Source organism: Maritalea mobilis (genome assembly GCF_004363175.1).
Classification (GTDB): domain Bacteria; phylum Pseudomonadota; class Alphaproteobacteria; order Rhizobiales; family Devosiaceae; genus Maritalea; species Maritalea mobilis.
This window is the reverse complement of sequence record NZ_SNYR01000002.1, coordinates 451,779-472,785: the sequence shown is the minus strand read 5'-3', so window position 1 is coordinate 472,785 and position 21,007 is coordinate 451,779. Positions and strand designations below refer to the sequence as shown.

21 protein-coding genes are annotated in these 21,007 nt (G+C 51.0%); 10 read left to right on the top strand and 11 right to left on the bottom strand.

Going from position 1 to position 21,007, the window contains the following annotated elements; translation table 11 throughout:
• The first annotated feature begins 47 nt into the window (after positions 1-47).
• Genes ATL17_RS10115 through ATL17_RS10105 form a run of 3 tightly spaced genes read left to right on the top strand, consistent with a single transcriptional unit; the run spans position 48 to position 1,008 of the window.
• The gene (locus ATL17_RS10115; RefSeq protein ID WP_133572680.1) at positions 48-380 is read left to right on the top strand and encodes an ArsR/SmtB family transcription factor; all 333 of its coding nucleotides are present in this window, start codon (positions 48-50) and stop codon (positions 378-380) included.
• The gene (locus ATL17_RS10110) at positions 377-790 is read left to right on the top strand and encodes an SRPBCC family protein (protein ID WP_133572679.1); all 414 of its coding nucleotides are present in this window, start codon (positions 377-379) and stop codon (positions 788-790) included. The genes ATL17_RS10115 and ATL17_RS10110 overlap by 4 nt, the downstream gene beginning before the upstream one ends.
• Positions 787-1,008 carry a hypothetical protein gene (locus tag ATL17_RS10105; RefSeq protein WP_133572678.1) on the top strand — a complete coding sequence of 74 codons (222 nt, stop codon included), beginning with the start codon at positions 787-789 and terminating at the stop codon, positions 1,006-1,008. Before ATL17_RS10110 ends, ATL17_RS10105 begins: the two co-directional genes overlap by 4 nt.
• A 28-nt stretch (positions 1,009-1,036) precedes the next feature.
• Here ATL17_RS10105 and ATL17_RS10100 read toward each other — a convergent pair whose 3' ends face one another.
• Together ATL17_RS10100 and ATL17_RS10095 are read right to left on the bottom strand one after the other, a co-directional pair.
• Positions 1,037-2,206 carry a M20 aminoacylase family protein gene (locus ATL17_RS10100; protein WP_133572677.1) on the bottom strand — a complete coding sequence of 390 codons (1,170 nt, stop codon included), beginning with the start codon at positions 2,204-2,206 and terminating at the stop codon, positions 1,037-1,039.
• Between the two features lie 113 nt (positions 2,207-2,319).
• Entirely contained in the window at positions 2,320-3,147 is an 828-nt protein-coding gene (locus ATL17_RS10095; protein WP_133572676.1) for an FG-GAP repeat domain-containing protein, read from the bottom strand.
• A 142-nt stretch (positions 3,148-3,289) separates the two neighbouring features.
• Here ATL17_RS10095 and ATL17_RS10090 point away from each other — a divergent pair, with 142 nt between their 5' ends.
• Entirely contained in the window at positions 3,290-4,480 is a 1,191-nt protein-coding gene (locus ATL17_RS10090) for an amino acid aminotransferase (protein ID WP_133572675.1), read from the top strand.
• A gap of 49 nt (positions 4,481-4,529) precedes the next feature.
• Here ATL17_RS10090 and ATL17_RS10085 read toward each other — a convergent pair whose 3' ends face one another.
• The 5 genes from ATL17_RS10085 to ATL17_RS10065 all read right to left on the bottom strand — a co-directional run bounded on the left by ATL17_RS10085 (position 4,530) and on the right by ATL17_RS10065 (position 8,407).
• Positions 4,530-5,309, bottom strand: coding sequence for a CPBP family intramembrane glutamic endopeptidase (locus ATL17_RS10085; RefSeq protein ID WP_166638993.1), 780 nt, complete (start codon positions 5,307-5,309; stop codon positions 4,530-4,532).
• A gap of 178 nt (positions 5,310-5,487) precedes the next feature.
• Positions 5,488-6,156, bottom strand: a complete 669-nt coding sequence (locus tag ATL17_RS10080; RefSeq protein WP_133572673.1) for an MBL fold metallo-hydrolase — start codon at positions 6,154-6,156, stop codon at positions 5,488-5,490.
• 8 nt (positions 6,157-6,164) lie between these two features.
• Positions 6,165-7,133, bottom strand: coding sequence for an MBL fold metallo-hydrolase (locus tag ATL17_RS10075; protein WP_133572672.1), 969 nt, complete (start codon positions 7,131-7,133; stop codon positions 6,165-6,167).
• A gap of 10 nt (positions 7,134-7,143) precedes the next feature.
• Positions 7,144-7,740: a TetR/AcrR family transcriptional regulator gene (locus tag ATL17_RS10070; RefSeq protein WP_133572671.1), complete on the bottom strand. Its 597-nt coding sequence runs from the start codon at positions 7,738-7,740 to the stop codon at positions 7,144-7,146.
• A gap of 136 nt (positions 7,741-7,876) precedes the next feature.
• Positions 7,877-8,407: a hypothetical protein gene (locus ATL17_RS10065; RefSeq protein ID WP_133572670.1), complete on the bottom strand. Its 531-nt coding sequence runs from the start codon at positions 8,405-8,407 to the stop codon at positions 7,877-7,879.
• A 178-nt stretch (positions 8,408-8,585) separates the two neighbouring features.
• On the opposite strand from ATL17_RS10065, the gene fsa reads away from it, so the two are divergent.
• Positions 8,586-9,239 (top strand): fructose-6-phosphate aldolase, encoded by a 654-nt coding sequence (gene fsa, locus ATL17_RS10060; protein ID WP_133570792.1) that lies wholly within the window; start codon positions 8,586-8,588, stop codon positions 9,237-9,239.
• Positions 9,240-9,257: 18 nt separating this feature from the next.
• Positions 9,258-10,307: an Mrp/NBP35 family ATP-binding protein gene (locus ATL17_RS10055; RefSeq protein ID WP_133572669.1), complete on the top strand. Its 1,050-nt coding sequence runs from the start codon at positions 9,258-9,260 to the stop codon at positions 10,305-10,307.
• 289 nt (positions 10,308-10,596) lie between these two features.
• Here ATL17_RS10055 and ATL17_RS10050 read toward each other — a convergent pair whose 3' ends face one another.
• Positions 10,597-11,706 (bottom strand): ATP-dependent DNA helicase, encoded by a 1,110-nt coding sequence (locus ATL17_RS10050; RefSeq protein ID WP_133572668.1) that lies wholly within the window; start codon positions 11,704-11,706, stop codon positions 10,597-10,599.
• 452 nt (positions 11,707-12,158) lie between these two features.
• Here ATL17_RS10050 and ATL17_RS10045 point away from each other — a divergent pair, with 452 nt between their 5' ends.
• The 3 genes from ATL17_RS10045 (at position 12,159) to ATL17_RS10035 (ending at position 15,682) form a co-directional block, all read left to right on the top strand.
• Positions 12,159-13,463 (top strand): ABC transporter substrate-binding protein, encoded by a 1,305-nt coding sequence (locus tag ATL17_RS10045; RefSeq protein WP_133572667.1) that lies wholly within the window; start codon positions 12,159-12,161, stop codon positions 13,461-13,463.
• Between the two features lie 78 nt (positions 13,464-13,541).
• Complete coding sequence (locus tag ATL17_RS10040) at positions 13,542-14,540, top strand: carbohydrate ABC transporter permease (protein ID WP_133572666.1); 999 nt, start codon at positions 13,542-13,544, stop codon at positions 14,538-14,540.
• The gene (locus ATL17_RS10035) at positions 14,540-15,682 is read left to right on the top strand and encodes a carbohydrate ABC transporter permease (protein WP_133572665.1); all 1,143 of its coding nucleotides are present in this window, start codon (positions 14,540-14,542) and stop codon (positions 15,680-15,682) included. The genes ATL17_RS10040 and ATL17_RS10035 overlap by 1 nt, the downstream gene beginning before the upstream one ends.
• A 36-nt stretch (positions 15,683-15,718) precedes the next feature.
• Here ATL17_RS10035 and ATL17_RS10030 read toward each other — a convergent pair whose 3' ends face one another.
• The 3 genes from ATL17_RS10030 to ATL17_RS10020 form a co-directional block, all read right to left on the bottom strand.
• The gene (locus ATL17_RS10030) at positions 15,719-16,630 is read right to left on the bottom strand and encodes a DMT family transporter (RefSeq protein ID WP_133572664.1); all 912 of its coding nucleotides are present in this window, start codon (positions 16,628-16,630) and stop codon (positions 15,719-15,721) included.
• 224 nt (positions 16,631-16,854) lie between these two features.
• Positions 16,855-17,913 (bottom strand): SH3 domain-containing protein, encoded by a 1,059-nt coding sequence (locus tag ATL17_RS10025; RefSeq protein ID WP_133572663.1) that lies wholly within the window; start codon positions 17,911-17,913, stop codon positions 16,855-16,857.
• A 135-nt stretch (positions 17,914-18,048) separates the two neighbouring features.
• Positions 18,049-19,125, bottom strand: coding sequence for a LacI family DNA-binding transcriptional regulator (locus tag ATL17_RS10020; RefSeq protein WP_133572662.1), 1,077 nt, complete (start codon positions 19,123-19,125; stop codon positions 18,049-18,051).
• A 212-nt stretch (positions 19,126-19,337) separates the two neighbouring features.
• Between ATL17_RS10020 and bglA the strand changes: the two genes are divergently transcribed.
• Positions 19,338-20,999 (top strand): beta-galactosidase BglA, encoded by a 1,662-nt coding sequence (gene bglA / locus ATL17_RS10015; RefSeq protein WP_133572661.1) that lies wholly within the window; start codon positions 19,338-19,340, stop codon positions 20,997-20,999.
• The last annotated feature ends 8 nt before the right edge of the window (positions 21,000-21,007 follow it).

Below are 21,007 nucleotides of genomic sequence, written 5' to 3'. Positions count from 1 at the left end.
ATAACTGTGTAGTTATGAATTAAAACATAACTGGAGAGTTATGAATTATGACCCAAACCCAACTAAATCATGATGTGCTGTTCAAAACATTGGCAGACCCAACTCGTCGCGCGATTTTTGAGCAATTGTGCCAAAAGGGCGATCAGACGGTGGTGGACCTCACCAAGCGGGCAGGGGTGTCGCAGCCAGCTGTGTCGAAACATCTCGGCGTGTTGAAACAGGCCGGGCTTGTGGAGGGGCGAGTGGACGGGCGGCAAACCCATTATACGCCCAAGCTGGAAGCGCTGTCGCCGCTTGCCGACTGGACGCAGCAAATGACCCAGTTCTGGCAGAGCCGCTTTGATGATTTGGATGCGTTGCTAACAAGGATGGATCAATGAGTGATGTGCGTACCGTTGTGGTGGAGCGAGAAATGGCCCACGCGCCGGAGAAAATTTGGCGGGCACTGACCCAGCCTCATCTCATTCAGGAATGGCTGATGCAGTCTGACTTCGCGCCAGATCTTGGCCACAAATTCCAGTTTAAGGCTGAGTGGGGCGCGGTGGACTGCAAAGTGCTGGAAGTGGAGCCAAAAAAGCGACTTGCTTATAGCTGGGAAGCTTATGGACTGGAAAGCGTGGTGACATGGACGTTGGAGCCAACAGCAAACGGCACGCTTTTGCGCATGGAGCAGGAAGGCTTCAAGCCAGATCAAAACCAAGCCTTTCACGGTGCCCGCCACGGGTGGCAAAACTTCTTCAATCAATTGGAAAATGTGTTGGCACAGCCAGAGCAGGAGGAGGCTCAATGAAACTGAACCGCTTTATTCGAACATCTCATCGCTGGATTTCACTGGCATTCACCCTAATTGTCGGGGGAATATTTCTCACCCTCGGCTTAGGGCAAGAACCCGCACAATGGGTCTATTATCTGCCGCTATTGCCTTTAGCTCTGTTGCTGATCAGCGGATTATATTTGTTCGCTTTGCCCTATTTTTCAAAAGGGCACACCGCCGCACCGGCAAAATAAAAAAGCCCCGCAGTTGCGGGGCTTTCTTTTAGCTGCTTGGCATTGCCGTTTCCACAAGCTGCGCCCAGTAGGAGCAGCCATAGGGAATGACATCATCATTAAAATCATATTGGTCTTGGTGCAGACCGGCCGTGTCGCCATTGCCGACAAAGATAAAGGCACCCGGGCGCGCATTCGACATGAAAGAAAAATCTTCCCCGCCAAGGCTCGGCTCAGTGTTCGCGTCGACGCGATCTTCGCCCACCAAATTTTGCGCGACATTCACAGCAAATACTGTTTGGTCTGGCGCATTCATGGTGACGGGATAGCCGTCATTATACTCAACGTCCGCTTTGGCGCCAAAGCCTGCCGCCACAGTTTCAGCAATTGAAATCAGACGAGATTTCACCTGCAGACGCACATCTGGATCGAGCGCACGCACGGTGCCAGAAATTTCAACATGCATCGGGATGATGTTGTGGGCCGAACCGCCCTTAATGATGGTGGTGGACACCACAGCAGATTGAACCGGGTCCACATTACGGGCCACGATGCTTTGCAGCGCCAAAACAATGTGCGATGCAACAACAATCGGGTCGATTGATTTGTGCGGCATGGCAGCGTGAGAATCGACGCCAGTAACCTTGATGTTCCACATATCCGCAGCCGCCATAATGCCGCCTTCACGGATGGCAAATTCGCCCACCGGAATGCCGGGGAAATTGTGCATGCCGAACACTTCTTGAATGCCAAAACGGTCCATCATGCCATCATCAACCATGGCCTTGCCGCCCGCGCCGCCTTCTTCCGCAGGTTGGAAGATTACAGCTACTGTGCCGTCAAAATTGCGGGTTTCGGCCAAATATTTTGCAGCACCCAGCAACATGGCGGTGTGCCCATCATGGCCGCACGCATGCATTTTGCCCGGTGTTTTAGACGCATAAGGCTTGTCGGTTTGCTCATGAATGGGCAGCGCGTCCATATCGGCGCGCAGGCCGATGACTTTGCCTGAACTGTCTTTATTGCCTTTGATGATGCCCACAACGCCGGTTTGGCCGATGCCGGAAACAACCTCGTCACAGCCGAAGCTTTTGAGCAATTCTTCCACTTTGCCCGCGGTGCGGTGCACATCATACAAAAGCTCTGGATGTTCGTGAAAGTCGCGTCGCCACGCGGTAATCTCATCATGAAATTCTGCGATACGATTGATAATCGGCACGTTGTGTCTCCCTAGATATTTTGGTTTTGCGCGCCTTGGCGCGAAATTGGATGCGGCATAGTGCAACAAATCAATTGGTTTGACCAGAGGTCAGTGTAACCATCAACAAGGGCTCAGAAAATCTGAAAAATCTCAGTTCTGCCGGAGCGGAGAGGGACACGCAATTTGCCATCATTTAATGACACCGGGCCTGCAATTTCGCCCGTGAGTTCAACCGTGCGCAACACCTCAAATCCATTTGCAAAGCTGATCATATGCAAACTTTTGCGGTTGGGGCCGGGCACAATTAAATCAGTAACCCCGTCTGCATTCATATCAGCCTGTGCGGAAAGCTGTTGCTCACGAGAGCCGAGGCGATGGTTGGAAAAGCCCACATGTGTCGAAACCAATGAGAGCTTGCCTTTAGAAAAGCGCCAAAGCTGCAATTCTTTGGCCAAATGTGGCTTGGAGACCAAAGCGATCTCTACCCGCCCATCACCGTCAAAATCGGCAATGCCTGCTGGGTTCAGCCAGCGATTGGATTGGCCGATATAGGGCGTTTGCGCCAGCAGGGAAACATTGCTTGGTGCAAGGTCGTATATCGCCAGCGACGCACCTTTTTGAATATGGCTTTGCACCACAATCAGTTCTTCAACGCCATCGCCTGTAATATCCACAAGGCGCGGAATGCGGTCTTCAAAAACCTCGGTGGCAGGCAAGTTGAATATCGCCTTTGTGCCATCGGGATAATGGACCTGAAAACCAGCCGCCTCAAATTGATCGCCCAACACAAAATGCTGATAACGCTGGGTGGGGTCAATCAGTTCAACAGAGTGTACAAGATTTGTGCCCATCGCGGTGTGGCTGTGCGGCAGTTTCTGCGCCCACGCCTGTGGGGTCATCAATGCCAAGGTGAGGGCGAAAAAGGTGAAATTTCGGCTCAAGCGGTGAATTGGTCGCAAAATGATAGGTCCTATGCGTCGAATGGATAAGGAATCTATCTTGCCAAACGGGTGAAATCGCATGCAAATCACTTGCACGTGAAACGATAAGCGCCTACCAAAGTGCAGCGAACAAAGCGAACCCACAAAAGTTGGAAAGACAATGTTTGAAACTTTAAAACCCGCCCCGCAAGATAAAATTATTGCCTTGATTGCTGAATACGCAGCTGATGAGCGCGACAGCAAGATTGACCTTGGCGTGGGCGTTTATAAAGACGCAACAGGCAACACCCCGATCATGACCGCTGTCGCCAAAGCGGAAGATCGTCGGGTGAAAGAGCAAACCACCAAAACCTATGTTGGCATGGCCGGCAATGTTGGCTTCAATAATGCTATGATCGACCTCGTTTTGGGTGACTCAATTTCTCGCGACCGCGTACGCGGCGCACAAGCACCTGGCGGCACTGGTGCTCTGCGCCTGATCGCTGATCTGTTGGACGTGGCGAAGCCCGGCGCGACCGTTTATCTGTCAGACCCGACATGGCCAAACCACGTGCCATTGATGCAAGCTGCGGGATTGAAAACAGCCACTTACCCCTATTTCGATGCTGAAACCGGCAAAGTGAAATTCGACGAGCTGTGCGCTGCGTTGGAAAAAATGACAGCCGACGACATCGTGCTGCTGCATGGCTGCTGCCACAACCCAACGGGCGCCAACCTGACCAATGAACAATGGGACAAGGTGACAGAAATCGTCGCGAAAACCGGCACATTTGTGCTGGTGGATATTGCCTATCTCGGCTTTGGCGATGGCTTGGAAGCTGATGCTTATGGCGTACGCAAATTGGCGAGCACCTTGCCAGAGATGGCCGTTGCTGCATCTTGCTCCAAAAACTTCGGGCTATACCGCGAGCGTGTTGGCTGTGCGATGATTATCGGCGCAAATGAAGAGGTGGCGAACATCACTTTCTCACAATTGCTCAGCGCTGCCCGCGCAAACTATTCTATGCCACCTGATCACGGCGCAGAAATCGTGCGGATCATTTTGAATGATGACACCTTGCGCAAAGAGTGGGAAGAAGAATTGAGCCAAGTGCGCAACCACATGGTGACCATTCGCGAAAAATTGGCCGAAGCCATGCGTCAGCGCTCCAACAGCGCCGACTTCGACTTCTTGGCCGAACACCGCGGCATGTTCTCCTTGCTCGGCATTTCACAAGACAAGGTGGAGCAGCTCAAAAAAGACTTCGGTGTTTATATGGTGGGCAATTCCCGCATGAACATTGCTGGCCTCGGCGTCGATAAAATTGATCAATTTGCCGATGCATTGGTGAAAGTCACCCGCGAGGGCTAAACTCTGCTTAAACCGACTGAATGAGGGCGCCTTTTGGCGCCCTTTTTGTTTATGCCACGATAAGCAAAATCATGGCGGCAACCGTCAGACTATTCACAACCAAATGGATGGCGAAAGCGGGCCAGATGCTGCGCGTTTTATAAACGACAAAGGCCATAAACAGGCTAAGCGGTAGAATTTGCGGCAAAAGCCACAATTGGAATGTGTGATAAAACGCAAAGCCAAACCCATTCACCACCCATGAAGCACCGCCGAGAAATTGCATCTTCGGCAACAGCCATGCGCGAAAATAGAGTTCCTCCACCAATATGTTGAGACCAAGCGTAATCAACATCAACCCGATCAGCCAATATGCGCCTTTAAGGTAAAAATCCGGCGTCATTTTTGACGAACTGGTCGACATGGGATCGATCGATGGGTCGAGGAAGAAGGGAAAATAGTCAGGCGCGTTCAATCCGGTCGCGTTGCTCCAGAACTGGCTTGCACTGCCCAATCCAGCTGCAGCAGCGACGCCGATCAATAAAAGCCCGATCGCAAATCCCCACTGCTTCAATGATAATGGTTTGAGGCACATGCGGGCCTTCAGTGAAATGCCCAGCACATCAGCTTCCCGCTTCATCAAAAACACAGCGGCACCGGCGAACCCAAGCAACATGATGCTCGCGATGGTGGGCCAGGCGACAATTGCAGGAACGTCAGATGCATAGATCGCAGGCAAAATGACGTGAAACCCGGCAAATGCGATTGCGCTTGGAATGGCGAAAGCTGCGAAAAGTTGCAGCCCGTTAAACTGTCGAACAGATTGCCATTCAAACTGGAGGTTAGACATAGGCAGCCTCATTGTTGCGATACCAAATTAGACATGCAGTAATGAAATGCTGCAGGGGTTGCGGCCAATCAATTTGATTGGCACTTGAAACCAATGATGTTTTGAAAATTTAGCGACTGTCTAACAATAGGGTCAACTACTAAAATGATAGTTTGGGGCACAAGTTGCGCCCCAAAACTTAAGGCAACTTACGGACAAAAGCGTCGAACTTACCCATATCGCGCAGCACGGGTCCATGGCCGAAACAAATGATTTTCGGTCTAAGGGCATGCAGCTTTTTGATGGACCGAATATTTTGCTGCTGATCTGTGGTAAAGGCGGCAGGGGGAAGACCTAATCCAACTCTGGTGGTCAGTAAGTTCATATTGACCAACGCATCGCCCGCGATCAAAACGCCATCATGCCTACGGAAAAATGAGATGTGACCAGGCGCGTGGCCGGGCGTGTCTATCACCTCGAAGCTGCCGACCATATCGCCTTCCTTCAGCGTTTGGTCGACTGGATGACCGGGCCCCGCCCAGAATTTTTGCTGAAATTTCGCAATTAACCCGTCACGATCCGGATAATTGCGCGTGGCATATCCGCTCTCGGCATTCTCGCGTTCAATTTCTGAGGAAAGCAGGGGGATGCCAAGGCGCATGCAGATTTCTTTGCTGGCACCTTGGTGATCAGCGTGCGCGTGGGTCAACGCATGTTTGCTGATTTGATACCCCTCTATTGCATTAAGGATTTTTTTGCCTGAGCTTTTGATGCCAGCATCCACCAGTACATCATCGATCACATAGCAGTTGATGCTGTTGCGCGGCATGAGCGGGATTTGAAATACGTTTTCTGCAACTTGTTTCATGAAACCGCCTATTCAAATGCCGGGTAAGCGCTGATCTGCTTCACCACATTGCCATCATGGGTGGGCACGATCATCAGGTCGGGATTGGCCTTCATGATTTGCTGCAACAACCAAAGCTGGTCGTGCACCATCGGAACATCATGGTCGACAATGTTCTCAGCGAATGGCAAGCGTGGATGCGCCTTTTCAATGGCTTCGATTGACCAGCTTGTGTCGCCGATAAAGAAGTAGCGCTTGCCGCTTGCTGCTGTCACAACAAAGCCCATGCTGCCTGCTGTGTGCCCAGCCATCGGCACGGCAATCACCGTTTGGTCCCCAAACATATCTTTGGATTTATCAAACGGGCCATAAGGGCCATCAGTGAATTCCAAAAACTCCCACTCGGTTTCCGGATTGATCAGATATTCTTGGAAATAGGATTGGTTCTCCACCGCTTCTTCCCGCGCCACATTCAGCTCATGTTCCGTCACCAAAATCGGTGTGTCTAAAAAGTCAGGGATGATGGCCGCGTGGTCCCAATGCAAATGGGTGAGGGCGATGAAATCCACGTCACTCTGGCTTTTCCCATTCGCCGCCAGCAATTCTTTGGCGGTTTCCGTCGCAGTGTAAGCAAACAGATTTTCATAGAAAAAATCAAAGTTGTCGGCATGTTCGCGAGCAATATTGGTGCCAATACCGCCTTCTAATATAAACGTGGATTGCGGATGTTCGACCACGAAACCGGAATAAACGCTTTGGTGCTGTTCGAAGAAATTGCCGCCGGTATAAATCAAAGCCTCTGGTGAAATATTGTGGCCAGTGGAGAATTGTGAGATGCGAATTTCACTGTTCTGCGGGGCAGGTGGAAACTCTAAAATCAATTCCATCGGCTCACGCGGTCCTTCAATGGTGCGGGGCCAGGTTTGATAGGTGATCAAGCTGCCAATGGTCAGCACAATTGCCCCGGCGGCGAGCGCCGAGATATATCTCTTCTTCATGGGATACGCCTTACTTTAGATAGTTACTCAAATGGTGCTGCACCCGATCCAGCGGATGCAGCGATTTTTGCGTGCGTGCCAAAATCAACGCACCTTCAAGGGCGCAAAAACTAAATTGCGCCAAGTCATTTGCCTTCTGTTCGTCCATGCCGAAGGCAACAAATCGGTCTGCCGCCAGACTCTGCCAGTGGGCATAGCAAGCGGAAATGGCCGCGCCAATCTCAGCTTCCTGCGCGCTCAACTCCAACGCCAAGGTGGAAACGGGGCAGCCCTTTTCGTAGTCTGACTGCACCAGATTTTGGGCAAAGCCCTGTACCAATGCAGCAATAAAACTGTCTAAACTGTCACTCGCAGCGCCAGCTTGCCGAATGCCTTCGCCAATCTCCTGCTTTGCTTGTTCAACCACAGCAATGGCAATGTCGTTTTTGCCCTTGGGGAAGTGATAATAAATCGACCCCTTAGGCAGATCACCCGCGCTACAAAGTTCATTTAAACCCACAGCCGCAAAGCCTTTGCGCTGGAACAAATCCATCGCAATTGCAGTCAGTTTCGATTTTGTCGTTTCGCCTTTGCGCTTGCGGCGCGTCGCATTCTCATTCGTGTTCATAGTATTTTATATAGACCAGTCGTCATAAAAATCAAGAATATTTTTGAAATTGGAGGTCTTGCGCTTAAAAAATAATATATTTTAAGGGGTTAGCTTAGGAGGCGTTGGGGAGCCGACGTAGTGTGCGTGGCGTCATTCAACTTTTATCGCTAAGGGCCTCAGGTGAAACCTTTTGCCGCAAACTGCTGAGGAATTGCGCAACCTCTCGGCGCAATTGATCAAGGGGAAGTTGTTTGAGGTCTGCCGGTGCGATGGAGAGTGATTCAAGGTTGTGTTGATGCGCGGCGCGTTGTTGCTCTAGCAGTTCAGGAAGATTGAGTTTTTGGGCCGCTTCAAGCATGGAGATGAGGCCATGCAGTTTTTCGACTTTGGAAAAAGCGTCAAACATCTCTTGAGCCAGTTCCGGATGATCACGCCAAGATTTGCCTGCGTAAATCTCCTGCGTCACCCGCTGCCCAGCGCCAAAACAATTATAGCGCACGCAGCCTGAGAACCCTTTTTGATCTAATTGCGCATGGATGCGGCAATAATGATCGGGCAGGAGGTTTGGGCAGGCAACGCCTGCCGTTTTATCAAAATCAAAATGGTCGCCCTGATCAAAGGCGAAGGCTACGCAGCAAAATGCCACGCAGTTTTTGCAATCTGGATGTAACGAAAATGCCGCCATGTTTCTGTGCTATCGGGGAGCGAGGATACAAACAAGCATTTTATTTTTGATCATTTGGTAAAAATAATTTAGGGTTCGCGACATATTGGCCGATTGCGCGGCTTTAGCCCTTGCGAATAGCTAAACAAGTGTGAGACAAGGCCCATCAACAATGTTCCTAACGTCGATCAGGTGACCTATGAAATTTTTTGTCGATACAGCCGAAGTGGCTGACATTAAAGAACTCAATGAATCTGGCCTTTTGGATGGTGTGACCACCAACCCAAGCCTTATTGCCAAATCTGGCCGTGACTTTATTGAAGTGGTGAAAGAAATCTGTGACCTGATTGAAGGTCCAGTTTCAGCCGAAGTGGCCGCCACAGATTATGATGGCATGGTGAAAGAAGGCGATTATCTTGCGTCTTTGGCTGACAATGTGGTGATCAAGCTGCCTTTGACCATGGAAGGCTTGAAAGCCTGCCGCTATTTCACCAATAAAGGTGTTAAAACCAACGTCACCTTGTGTTTCTCCGTGAACCAAGCGCTGTTGGCTGCCAAAGCTGGCGCAACTTATGTATCACCTTTTATCGGCCGTTTGGATGACATCAATCTTGATGGCATGCAACTGATTGAAGATATCCGCACCGTTTATGACAATTACGGCTTTGAAACCGAAATTCTTGCGGCTTCTATCCGCTCTGCCAACCATGTGAGCGACAGCGCGCTGGCAGGTGCTGATGTGGCGACCATTCCACCAGCGGTGATCCGCAAATTGGCTGAACATCCATTGACCGACAAGGGCTTGGACGCGTTCGTCAAAGACTGGAAATCAACAGGACAATCAATCCTTTAAGGATCGAAGGAATATATTATGTCAGATAAGGCGCTGGAACAATCAGTGCGCAATGCACTGGGCAACATCAATGTGCCAGGCGGGGGCGTGCTCTCGCAATATCCGGGCCTATCTGACATAATCGTAACGCAAAGCGCGGTGGCCTTCGCGATCACCGTGCAACCCGGCATGGAAGCGGCGTTTAAGCCGATTGTTGATGCCGCGAAAGAAGCTGTGGCCAGCGTCGCAGGCGACAAAAAAGCCATGGTGTCGCTCACCAGCGACAAGGCCGCTGCGCAAAAGGCGCAAAAAGCCGGACAACCCAAACCAACCGTTCAAAAAGAGCCTGTTAAAGGCGTGAAAACCGTGATCGCTGTTGCCTCCGGTAAGGGCGGTGTGGGCAAATCCACCACAGCAGTCAATCTGGCTCTGGCCTTTGCTCATGAGGGCAAAAAGGTCGGCATTTTGGATGCGGATATTTACGGTCCATCCATCCCTAAGCTATTGGGTTTGCAAGGCAAACCAGCGGTGCGCGAAGATGGAATTTTCGCCCCGCACGAAGCTTATGGTTTGAAAGTCATGTCCATCGGGTCAATGCTGGAAGGCGATCAGGCGGTGATGTGGCGCGGCCCAATGGCCAGCTCAGCACTCAAGCAATTGCTGCGCGAAACCGATTGGGGCGAATTGGACCTATTGGTGATCGATTTGCCACCTGGCACAGGCGATGTGCACATCTCCTTGGTGCAGCAAGTAGAATTGACTGGCGCCGTGATCGTGTCAACGCCACAAGATTTGGCGCTGATCGATGCCCGCAAAGCCATTGACATGTTCGCCCGCACCCAAACTCGCATTTTGGGCTTGATCGAAAATATGAGCTATTTTGAATGCCCCAACTGCGGCAGTCAGCATCATATTTTCGGTGACCACGGCGCGGAGAATACAGCCAGCGAATTGGGCTTGAAATTCTTGGGCGGTATTCCGCTACAGATGGCCATTCGGGAAAATTCTGACAGCGGTAAACCTGTTGTTGCTACAATGCCGGACAGCATCGAAGCTAAAGCTTATTTGGATATAGCGAAAAAGCTTTAGGGGTGTCTGCCCCTAAAATCCGCTTGTGATGCCTCGCGCTAGGTGCCGAACCGTTGTCCTCAAATGGATTGCAAGATCAAGTCTTGCAATGACGATGGGGGGACGGGTGCGCCTTTAGCAGATGTATGCACAAGCCGAAACTACCTTAGTCGCAACGCTTCAGCACCACACACCACGTCACCCCAAGACTTGATCTTGGGGTCCAATTGCGCCATCAACATACTGAAGCTGTTGAGATTTAAACCAACGCCTAAAGTTGCTTCCCATAAAATGCACCGAAATAGCCCACTTACCGTACAATCGTAATCCGCTCCGCTGCCCGAGTAATTGCCGTATAAAGATGCCGGGCGCGGTCTTCGCGGAAGGCGTAGCTTTCGTCGAACAGATAGACATTATCCCATTGGCTGCCCTGGGCTTTGTGCACGGTGAGGGCGTAGCCGAAATAGAAATGATCTAGCTCGCGCTTTTCGCCCCAGCTCAATTCGTCCTCACGGCCCTCAAAGAATTTTTCGTGGGTCTTGATCTTTGCCCTTGTGCGGCGGTCGCCTGCGTCGTCGGGCGAAAGCTCCATTTTGATGACGCCCTTTTTCTTTTCCACCATCTCTTCAATGCGCCAAAGTTGGCCGTTGAGCAGCTTTTTCTGATGATTGTTGCGCAGGCAGATCAGCTTGTCGCCAACCACGGGGATTTGAGCGGGCAGATTTTTTAACGCGCGCACGCGGTCATTATAGGTGAGGCGGGTGGCATTGGTGCCACACAATATTTGGTCCGCCGCCAACACCTCATCGCGGTCCACATCGCGTCGAGAAATCACCTTGCTGTCGCCGTAAACACCCTGTGTTAGCGCATCGCCATTACGGATGGCCATGGAGAGCTGAATGATCGGGTTGTCCGCGGCCTGACGGTGAATCTCGGTGAGCATAATATCTGGCTCAGCATCGGTGAAAAAGCCGGTGTCGTGGATGGGCGGAAGTTGGAACGGATCGCCCAAAACCAGAATTTTCTTGCCAAATGACATCAGGTCACGCGCCAACCCTTCGCCGACCATGGAGACCTCATCAATCACCACCAGATCGGCCTTTTTCACTTCGCTATCGCGGTTGAGTTTAAACTCAGGGTCACCGCCTTGAATGTCATCATCCTTGCTGTCCACATAGCGATAAATCAGCGAATGGATGGTGCTGGCATCGGTGCAGCCGCGGCGGCGCATCACCATGGCAGCCTTACCCGTGAAGGCGGCATAAACGACCTTATCAACCCCCTCAGCCAGATGAACGGCGAGGGTGGATTTGCCGGTGCCGGCCCAGCCAAAAAGACGAAAAATCTGTGGCGCATCTTTATCGGCAAGCCATTTTTCGACCGCGCGCAGCGCTTCTTCTTGTTGGGGAGACCATTGCATGAAAATCAGCCAGAACTTTTGAAACAAAGGGTGAAAATGGCAGCATAAATGAGTCGATTGTCTGCGGCCATAGACTGCGCAAATTGAGCAAAATTGAGGGCAATTGATTTGCAGCCTTCAGACGTAAAATTTGACCCCGAATTTTCGCTGTGAGCTTGTTTCATAAATTTTGACAATAGGGGCGCATTTATTGAAATAATAATTTAAACCATTGAAAAATAATGTTTAATTTTATTATTTTCCTCCGGAATTTCACTACTTGGCAACCTGTCACTTTTGTGTAAACTTAATAAGGCAGGCTTTTTGAGCTTCATTTTGTCTAGTTTCCAAAACGTTTTGGAAGTGACGTTTCGGAAGGCAAGATGAAAACAGATTGGTGGGTGATCATTTCTGATCCTGGCAAACTGGCTCAAAGCAAAACATTATTTTGATGCACCGATTGGGAGGAATGCATGCAAAGAATTTTGATTTCAGGGGTTTCCGCACTTGCACTTAGCCTTGGCATGGGCAGCGCAGTGTTGGCAGACAATCATTCAATGGATTTGTCTGGCGAAACCATTACCGTTTTTGGCCCATGGTTGGGCGTTGACAAAGAGCATATTGAAGCTGTGCTAGCGCCGTTTGCAGAAAAAACAGGCGCCACTGTTGAATATTCAGGCTCTGACAGCTTTGAACAGCAAATCGTGATTGATGTTCAAGCCGGTTCTGCGCCAAACGTTGCTGTGTTCCCACAACCTGGCCTTGCTGCTGATTTGGCATCAAAAGGGGGCTTGGCACCACTTGATGCGGACACCACTGAATGGGTGAAAGAAAATTATGCTGCTGGCCAATCATGGGTAGACCTTGGCAGCTATGCTGGCCCAGATGGCAACAAAAACCATTATGGCTTTTTCTACAAAGTGGATGTGAAGAGCCTTGTTTGGTATTCGCCTGATAACTTTGCGGATATGGGCTATGACGTGCCTGAAACCATGGAAGATCTGCTTGCCCTTTCAGAGCAAATTGTTGCTGATGGCGGCACACCATGGTGCATTGGCCTTGGTTCAGGCGGCGCAACAGGCTGGCCAGCAACCGACTGGGTGGAAGACATTATGCTCCGCACCCAATCGCCAGAAGTTTATGACCAGTGGGTGGCCAACGAAATTCCGTTTGATGATCCACGCGTGGTGGAAGCCATCGAAACATTCGGTACATTTGCCCGCAATGATGATTGGGTAGATGGCGGCGCTGCAGCCGTTTCAGCCACTGATTTCCGCGACAGCCCGAAAGGCCTGTTTGAAGTGCCGCCTAAGTGCTACATGCACCGTCAGGCCTCATTCATTCCATCCTTCTTCCCTGAAGGTACAGAATTGGGCACCGATGCGGACTTCTTCTACTTCCCTGCCTTTGAAAGCAAAGATTTGGGCAAGCCAGTTCTTGGTGCAGGCACCTTGTTCGGCATCACCAATGATTCAAAAGGTGCACGGGCTTTGATTGATTATTTGAAATCAACCGAAGCGCACGAAATTTGGATGGCACGTGCGGGCTTCCTCACTCCGCACAAAGGCGTTGATACCTCCAAATACGCCAATGACACATTGCGTGGTCAGGGCGAAATCTTGCTCAATGCAACCACTTTCCGGTTTGATGGGTCTGACCTGATGCCGGGTGCTGTCGGTGCCGGCTCCTTCTGGACCGGTATGGTGGACTATGCCGGCGGCAAACCAGCAGAAGAAGTTGCTGCAGAAATCCAGGCAAGCTGGGATGCGATCAAGTAACCTTGATCTGATTGGGAAGGCGCTGCTTTAATGCAGCGTCTTCTTTCATTTTCGTTTTGCTAGTGAGGGAGGGGCAAAATGATCGCGCAAATTTTAAGCGCAACCCAAACTGTGATCTTGGGTGTTGCAGCTTGCGTTATCTACTTTTGGGGAACCAACTGGGTTCTAGATCGATTGTTGGGCGGCGCCAATGCGTCCGTTGCCCATGAAAGCCGCCGAGCGGCAATCCGGCCTTGGGTGTTCTTGGCACCAGCCTTGTTTTTTCTCTCCCTCTATTTGATTTATCCGGTGTTCGCTACACTCTGGCTCAGCTTTTTCGATGCGGCAGGCACTGAATTTGTTGGCTTTTCGAACTTCTTGTGGGCGCTGGGCGATCCAAACTTCCAGCAATCCGTGTTCAACAATTTGCTCTGGTTGATCGTTGTGCCGTCCTGCGCCACCGCCTTCGGCCTTGTGATTGCAGTAATGGCTGACAAATTATGGTGGGGCAACATCGCCAAAAGCCTGATCTTTATGCCCATGGCCATTTCGTTCATCGGCGCATCGGTGATCTGGAAATTTGTTTATGATTATCGTAGCGGCGACAGTGAGCAGATCGGTATCCTGAATGCTGTGATCCAAGGATTGGGCTTTGAGCCGCAAGTATGGATTCAAATTCCGTTCTGGAACAATTTTTTCCTGATGGCGATTTTGGTGTGGATTCAAACCGGGTTTGCCATGGTGATCTTATCTGCGGCCTTGCGCGGCATTCCAGAGGAAACGCTAGAGGCGGCCCGTATCGATGGCGCGAATGATGTGCAGATTTTCTTCAACATCATGGTGCCGCAAATTTTCCCAACGATCTTAGTGGTGTGGACCACCATCACCATCCTTGTGCTGAAAGTGTTCGACATTGTGTTGGCCATGACCAACGGCCAATGGGACACGCAAGTGCTGGCCAATTTGATGTTTGACTGGATGGTGCGCGGGGTCGACTTTGGCCGCTCCTCCACCATCGCATTGGTGATCATGATTGCGGTGTTGCCGATCATGATCTGGAACATCCGCCAAGCCAATCAAGAAGAGGGGACACGCTAATGCGCATGGATATGTCACGTATTTTCACCCACATTATCCTTCTTGTTTTGGTGGTGCTTTGGACCTTGCCAACATTGGGGCTGCTGGTTTCATCAGTGCGCGACAAAGATCAATTGTCCGTTTCGGGCTGGTGGTCTGCACTGACCACAACGGAACGCACCGACCAAGCCCGCACCGGCGCAGCAGACATGCAGGTGCAGGAAAATGGACAGTTCGTGATCGCTGGCGATTTGTTCGATGGCGATGCCGCTGGCCGGCAAATCCAGTTCTTTGGCGTCACCAACAACACTTTTGGCGACAATAAAGCGGGCGACACAATCACCTTGCGCGATGGCACGGCGCTGACTGTAAATGCAGATGGCAGCTATCGCTGGGTGTCTGAAGAGCAGTTCGACACCAATCGTGGCCAACGTGTACTTTATGTGGCAGCAACGCCGCCGCGCTTCACACTAGAAAACTATGAAGAAGTGTTGGAAAGCGAAGGCATTGGCCGTTCATTCATCAACTCTTTCACGGTGACCATTCCTGCTACCATTATCCCCATTCTTATCGCCGCCTTCGCTGCTTATGCATTGGCATGGATGCAGTTTCCGGGGCGCGGCGTGCTGGTGGCTGTGGTGGTTGGCCTGTTGGTCGTGCCGCTGCAAATGTCGCTAATCCCGATCCTGCGGCTCTATAATGGCGTGATGCCGCTGTTTGGTGCGGAGAGTAAATCCTATCTCGGCATTTGGCTGGCGCACACCGGATTTGGCTTGCCGCTGGCGATCTATTTGCTGCGCAATTATATGGCCAGCTTGCCAAAAGAGATTATGGAAAGCGCGCGCATGGATGGCGCGTCTCACTTCCATATTTTCACCACCATGGTGCTGCCTCTGTCTTTCCCGGCGCTGGCGTCATTCGCCATCTTCCAGTTCCTTTGGGTGTGGAATGACTTGCTGGTGGCCACCGTGTTCCTGGGCAATAATGATCGTCAATTGGTGCTGACCGGACGCTTGCGCGAACTGATTGGTTCACGTGGTGACAATTGGGAAATTCTCACCTCTGGTGCCTTTATCTCGATCATCGTGCCGCTTGTCGTTTTCTTCGCGTTGCAACGCTATTTCGTGCGCGGCTTGTTGGCGGGGTCAGTCAAAGGCGGCTAAATCAAACAACTCTGGGAAGAGTAGACGGCCCGGCGCTCAGCGCTGGGCCGTTTTATATTGGTGCCACACAAAGCGCGAGGCGGGCAAACCAATGCCAATCGCCATAAGGCCAAGGGCAACAATTTCCAACATGATCGGCAACTCGCCCAAAGCCATCGCACCCAAAATCGCTGTGGCGATGGGAATGCCGACCAAAAACAAAGAGGCGGTTTGCGAGCCCAAATGACGGGCGGCAAATGTTGTCAAAAACAAAGCAATCGCGCCAGATAATATGCCCTGAATGATGGCCTGCGAGATAATCTCAGCAGGGGCGGCCACAAACAGATTGCTGGGCATGGCCACAAACATGGGCACCATAAGCGGCCAAGAACACCAAATAATACCTGCGGTCACCGCAAGGGGATCAATTTGTAACTCGCGCACCGTCAGGCTGAAATAGGCAAAGCCAGCACCGACGGCAAACAGGATCATGTCGCCGGGCAACGCCCATGGGTCAAAGATCAAATCATAGCAAACAAACAGTGCCATGCCGCCGCCAATCAGCATGAGGCTGATGCTGCTGTAGCGAGAAATTGGCGTTTTGAATGCGAGCCATCCCAATATGGCTGAAAATAGCACAACTGATGAGGGCAAGATGGCCGCCGCATGTGCTGCCGGAGTGAAGTCTAATCCGATATTGATCAAAAACGGATAGGGCGCTCCGGCTAAGCAGGTGAGTAGAGCAATCCGCTTCCAGCCCAAATTGAGGAATGAGCGCACATGCCGCCGTCGCAAAAAGGGTAAAAAGAACAAGCCCGAGGCAATGATCCGCAAAATCGTAAGGTCGGTCGAAGTTAGACGTGCCAACTCACCTTGCGTGGTGAGGCTGAACCGTGCGCCCACAAATTGCAGCGCATAGATACCGATGGTGCTCAATCCAGCCAAAATGGCGAGAAGTCGGATATTCATGATGAACCTAGAAATTGAAGCAGATCAAACTGATCTTAAAAGGAAGGCAAACCGCCAAGAACCAGCGGTTCAGCCAATAATGGCTTATATCCCGCCAAATGCAAGCGCACATTGGGTTCGCGCGGGTTGCACTTGGCAATATTTCCGCATCACATCGCGTCGAAAAAGCATAAAAAAGCCCGGCCAAAGGCCGGGCAGGTGAGAATGGAGGGGTCAGATTAGATTTAGTTGGCCCAGGTTGTGTAACCCAGTTTCATGGTGGTGCCCGAATAACCGTTCAGACGGAACTGTGAAATGCGACCCTTATTGGTTTTTACGCAGACATAAGAACCAACAGGCATGGCCCAGATTGAAATCGGATTGCTGCTGAAGCTTTCAGCTTTACAACCGGCATAGCCACGGTTTGACTTGTCGCCAAGCGCTAGTTTTGCGCCATTGCGTGGTTCGATATATTTCTCAACCGGGTTCACCGCATGGTACCAAATATCAGCGCCAGCACTGCCCACATTACCATTGTCCAAATTCGCCATGAAGCTAGACTTCAAATTGATCGGACCTGTTGAATGGGTCACAGGTGTAACCGGTGTTGGGGTTGGCAATGGCACTGGAATAAAGCCAGTGAAAATGCGGATTGAAGACGCTTTGTTGCGAATGGTCACCGGCAAGGTAGATTGGCTGCTGGTGAAATTTTTACACACACCACCCAAATTTGCGTTCCGGCACAAGCGTGCTTTTGCACTGCCATAGAGCTTCACAGAGGCGATATTGTCGTTAAATGTGCCATCCAAAGTGTTCAGCACCGCAGGGCCATGACAGAATTCATTGCCTGTAAAGTTTGGACCCGTGTAGAAACAAGCCACATTGCCTGATGGTGGGGCGGGCTCTGGATCAGGTGTCGGCGTTGGTGTCGGTGAACCGCCACCGCCTTCACCGCAATTTATGCTCAAGCTTGGACCGCCAGAACCAATATTGAAGGAAAAGCTGCAATCTTCGCCTGAAGAGCCGCCACCGCCGCCGCTGCCAACAGGTTCAAGATAGTTAGAGCTTACCCAGCCATCTGGGCCTTCATGCTCAATATAGCACCAGCCATTTTCCGCGCATTCATTCACATCAACATTTTCGCCCGGTGTCAGCGTGTCAACAACGCCGAAAGATGTGCCCGGACCAGTGCGCACATTGAGTGCTGTGGTGGCTTGCGCCGAAGTGGCGAAAGCGGCTGAGGTGGATAAAATAAAAGTGGTAGCAGCAAAACCGGCTGCAACGGTTAGTTGTTTAAAGGTCATTTTCTCTCTCCCAATTCCAAAGCTGCCAGCAATGACAGTAACCTTGCTTGAGAGAAAAGCAAAATGCGCCTGAACGTTTTCTGAACGGAGGGTTTGGAAAAGGTTTAGGTGGTATTCTACTTAAATCTTAGCGGCTTACTCCACCTCAAATTGCTCCGGCACCAAATGGGCTGGCAAATTGGGGCGCAGCTTAAACCGGCCGGGGATCAATTCTCCACTTGGCCCGCTCTTTCCCTGAACCCGTTTCATCAATTGGCGCACCAGCGCGTGGCCACTGTCATTCAACGGTGCGCGGGCAAAACTAATGCGGCCCTCAAGTGGGCTCAAATCCACATGGCGCAGCTCATCGTCCATGGTGGCGATTTCCAAATCTTCGCCAATGGTGCGGTGGGAATTTTCAATTGCTGCTTGCCCTTCTACAGCCATAACGGCTGATGAATAAAGGATTGCGGTGATTTCAGGATCTTCCAAAGCCTTCTGTGTGAGCTGAAAACCCGCATGAACCATCGGGTGCACTGCGTTAAAAACTTTCAAGCTTTCCGGCGGCAAATTCATATCAGCAAGTGCAGCCTGCGCGCCCAATTTACGTTCAAGTGCAAATGAATAATGCTCATCACCGTTGATAAAGGCAATCTTTTTGTGGCCCGCGCCTGCCATCACCCGCGTGAGCGTTTCAAACAGGCCAAAATTGTCGATATCCACCCAAGAATATCGGTCCGATTTATTTTCGCGCCCATGCACCACAAATGGAATATCGGTGCTCAGCAGAAAATCGATGCGTTTATCATTGGGTTGTGGCAGCTCCACAATAAAGCCGTCTACGCTCTGGTCTTTCACATAGCGCTCATAAAGCGAGATGATTTCTTGCTCAGCGCCGGAGGCAAACACCACATCATAATCGTAGTTTTTCACCTCACGCAGCACGCCTGCAAACACTTCCACAAAGTGGGGGTCAACAAAATGCTGTGAGCCATCGCCCTTGATCCAGCCGATTGAGTGAGATTTTTGCGTAACCAAGCGTTGGGCATTGCGGTTTGGGGTGTAGCCCATTTCGCGCGCGGTCTGTTGCACCCGCTCGCGTGTTTTGGTGCTCACATCTGAATAACCGTTCAATGCGCGTGAGATGGTGGTGATCGAAAGGCCCAAAGCGGCCGATAGATCTTTAATCGTAACCTGTTCTCTTTCCCGTCCTAACGGTGTTTCATCTTGCATCGGTTTCCGCTTTCCGGCTCAGGGGAGCCTTCAATCCGTAATTTTCCCGACCGAACTTTCAACAATCCGGTTGACGAGGGCAATATTAACCCGTTAAAAATAGTCTACCAAAACGTTTTGGAAAAAGAAATACCAACAGTTTTGCGCAAAATGAATGGGTCAAGTTCTGTCGCGTGAAGCAAAATTGAGATGCAAAGATAAACGGGTATTTGATGACGAGTTCTTTCGCCTTGCAAGATAATGCCAACCAAAAGTGGCAAAAACAGAAAGATTGGTGGCGCGGCGCGGTGATCTATCAGATTTATCCACGCTCGTTTCAAGATGCGAGCGGCGATGGGGTAGGCGATTTGCGCGGTATCACAGATCGGTTGGATTATGTGGCAGATTTGGGCGTTGATGCCATTTGGCTTTCGCCCTTCTTCACCTCACCGATGAAAGACTTCGGTTATGACGTGTCCAATTATCGTGATGTTGATCCAACATTTGGCACCTTGGCAGATTTTGACCAATTGCTGGACAAAGCCCACCGCTTGGGCTTGAAAGTGATGATCGATCAGGTGATCAGCCACACATCAGATTTGCACGATTGGTTTGAGCAAAGCCGCCAAGACAAAACCAACGAAAAGGCGGACTGGTATGTGTGGGCAGATGCGAAGCCAGATGGCTCGCCGCCCAACAATTGGCTGTCTATCTTCGGCGGTTCCGCCTGGACTTGGGACCCGCGTCGCTGCCAATATTATTTGCATAATTTCTTGGCATCACAACCAGATTTGAACTTCCACAATCCAGATGTGCGCAAGGCGCTGCTGAGCGAAGTACGCTTTTGGCTGGATCGCGGCGTAGATGGCTTCCGCTTGGATACGGTCAATTTCTACGTGCATGACAAATCATTGCGCGACAATCCGGCTTTGCCGAAAGACCAAATTAACGCAACCATTGCGCCCGCGGTTAATCCCTACAATTGGCAGAACCACCAGTTCGACAAAAGCCAGCCTGAAAATGTAAACTTTTTGATCGATCTGCGCGCGGTGCTGGATGAATATGATCACATCACCACAGTCGGCGAGATCGGCGATGCACAACGTCAATTGGAGCTGATGGCGGAATATACTTCTGGCGGCAATAAGCTGCATATGGCCTATACGTTCGACTTTTTGGGTGGTGAGTTTAAAGCACCTTATTTTGCAGCGCGGATCAAAGAGCTGGAAGATATTGTAACCGATGGCTGGCCATGCTGGGCTTTTTCAAACCACGATGTAGTGCGCCATGTGTCGCGCTGGGCTGAAAAAGGCCGCAACGCGCAAACATTGGCGCAACTAAGCGCTACGCTGCTGCTGTCATTGCGCGGATCTGTTTGCGTTTATCAGGGTGAAGAATTGGCCCTGCCAGAAGCAGACATCGCCTTTGAAGATTTGGTCGACCCTTATGGCATTGAATTTTGGCCAAACTTTAAGGGCCGCGATGGCTGTCGCACACCGATGGTGTGGCAAAAAGATGGGCCGAATGCCGGCTTTAGCGTTGCCAATAAAACTTGGCTGCCCGTGCCTCGTGCGCACGCGGAGTTGGCCGTTGATCAGCAAGATGATGGCGGCACGCTTCAGCATTATCGAGACTTTTTGCGCTTCCGCCAGCAACATAGTGCATTGAAAACTGGCGCGATTGAACATTTGGAAGCGAGTGAGCAAGTGCTCTATTTCGAACGTTCCGACGAAAATGAGCGCCTGATTTGTGTGTTCAACATGTCAGATGCGCCAGCAGAGTTTGCGGTCGACATGAGCAAGGTGCAAGATAGTGATTGGCCACATACCGCCGAGCGCACCGAAACCGGACTGAAATTGCCGCCGCTTGGCGCCTATATTGGAGTTAAAGGTTAAACCTTTGG